Raw genomic sequence first — 1,980 nt, forward strand, 5'->3', positions numbered from 1 at the left:
CGGCGCCGAGCGCTTCGGGACCGCCTACCGCTACCGCGACCAGGGCGGCGGCTACACGGGCCTCCCGCTCCCCGTCGACCTCGCCGCCAACGCGGCCTCGCTCGGCATGCGGGTCCTGCGGGCCCGTTCCGTGCGGGACCTGCGCGGAGCCCTGGCCGAGGCACGCGACGCGGACCGCCCCACGTGTGTGTACGTCGAGACGGAAACGTCGGACACCGTGCCGGGCCCCCCTCCCGCGCAGGCGTGGTGGGATGTGCCCGTGGCGGAGACCGCACGCCGGCCGCCGGCGGCCGAGGCCAGGAAGGAGTACGACCGGCAGAGCGCGGCCCGACGCCGTCACCTGTGAACCCGCGACGCGCACCCCCGGGGCGCCGCCCTCTCATCGAAGGAGCCAACTCTTGAAGACCCTCAACCACTGGATCGGTGGCAAGGCCGTCGAGGGCACGTCGGGCGAGTACGGTCCGGTCACCGACCCGGCGACCGGCGCCGTCACCACCCGGGTCGCCCTCGCCTCCCCGGACGAGGTGGACGCCGCCGTCGCCGCCGCGAAGGCCGCGTACGCCACCTGGGGCACGTCCTCGCTCTCCGCCCGCACCGCGGTCCTCTTCCGCTACCGCGCCCTGCTGGACGCCCACCGCGACGAGATCGCCGCCCTGATCACCGCCGAGCACGGCAAGGTGCACTCCGACGCGCTCGGTGAGGTCGCCCGCGGCCTGGAGATCGTCGAACTGGCCTGCGGGATCACCACCCAGCTCAAGGGCGAGCTGTCCACCGAGGTCTCCAGCCGGGTGGACGTGTCCTCGATCCGGCAGCCGCTCGGCGTGGTCGCGGGGATCACCCCGTTCAACTTCCCGGCGATGGTGCCGATGTGGATGTTCCCGCTGGCCGTCGCCTGCGGCAACACCTTCGTCCTGAAGCCCAGCGAGAAGGACCCCTCGGCCGCCAACCTGCTGGCCGAGCTGGCCGCGGAGGCGGGCCTGCCCGACGGCGTCCTCAACGTCGTGCACGGGGACAGGGTCGCCGTGGACGCGCTCCTCGCCCACCCCGACGTCGCCGCCGTCTCCTTCGTCGGCTCCACCCCGATCGCCCGCCACATCCACGCCACCGCCTCCGCGAACGGCAAGCGCGTCCAGGCGCTCGGCGGCGCCAAGAACCACATGCTGGTCCTCCCCGACGCCGACCTGGACGCCGCCGCCGACGCCGCGGTCTCCGCCGCGTACGGCTCCGCCGGTGAGCGCTGCATGGCCGTCTCGGCGGTCGTCGCCGTGGGTTCGGTCGCCGACGACCTCGTCGCCCGCATCGTCGAGCGCGCCGGAAGGATCACGATCGGCCCCGGCACCGACCCCGCCTCCGAGATGGGCCCGCTGATCACGGCCGCCCACCGCGACAAGGTCGCCTCGTACGTCAAGGGCGCCGCCGCCCAGGGCGCGGACGTGGTCCTGGACGGCACGGACTTCACGGTCGAGGGCTTCGAGGACGGCCACTGGATCGGCCTGTCCCTGCTCGACAACGTCTCGACCGACTCCGACGCCTACCGGGACGAGATCTTCGGCCCGGTGCTGTGCGTGCTGCGCGTGGACACGTACGAGGAGGGCGTCGCCCTCATGAACGCCTCACCGTTCGGCAACGGCACCGCGATCTTCACCCGCGACGGCGGCGCGGCCCGCCGCTTCCAGCTGGAGATCGAGGCCGGCATGGTCGGCGTCAACGTCCCGATCCCGGTCCCGGTGGGCTACCACTCCTTCGGCGGCTGGAAGGACTCCCTCTTCGGCGACCACCACGTCTACGGCAACGACGGCGTGCACTTCTACACCCGGGGCAAGGTCGTCACCACCCGCTGGCCCGACCCGGCGGACACCCCGACCGGCGTGGACCTCGGCTTCCCGCGCAACCACTGAGCTCCACGCCGGGCCTGGACAGCGGGCCGCCGCATGGTCTCTCCTGTACTCGGTACGGCCCGCTCCTGTCTCTTATACACAT

1 protein-coding gene and 1 pseudogene are annotated in these 1,980 nt (G+C 73.0%); both read left to right on the top strand.

The genetic code is table 11. The features are described from left to right. Positions 1 to 346, top strand: a pseudogene (locus tag IH13_RS0116540) (thiamine pyrophosphate-dependent enzyme); the annotation flags it as partial. A gap of 52 nt (positions 347 to 398) precedes the next feature. Next, positions 399 to 1,898 (top strand): CoA-acylating methylmalonate-semialdehyde dehydrogenase, encoded by a 1,500-nt coding sequence (locus IH13_RS0116545; protein ID WP_031085162.1) that lies wholly within the window; start codon positions 399 to 401, stop codon positions 1,896 to 1,898. The last annotated feature ends 82 nt before the right edge of the window (positions 1,899 to 1,980 follow it).

It is taken from the genome of Streptomyces sp. NRRL WC-3549 (assembly GCF_000721935.1).
Lineage (GTDB): Bacteria > Actinomycetota > Actinomycetes > Streptomycetales > Streptomycetaceae > Streptomyces.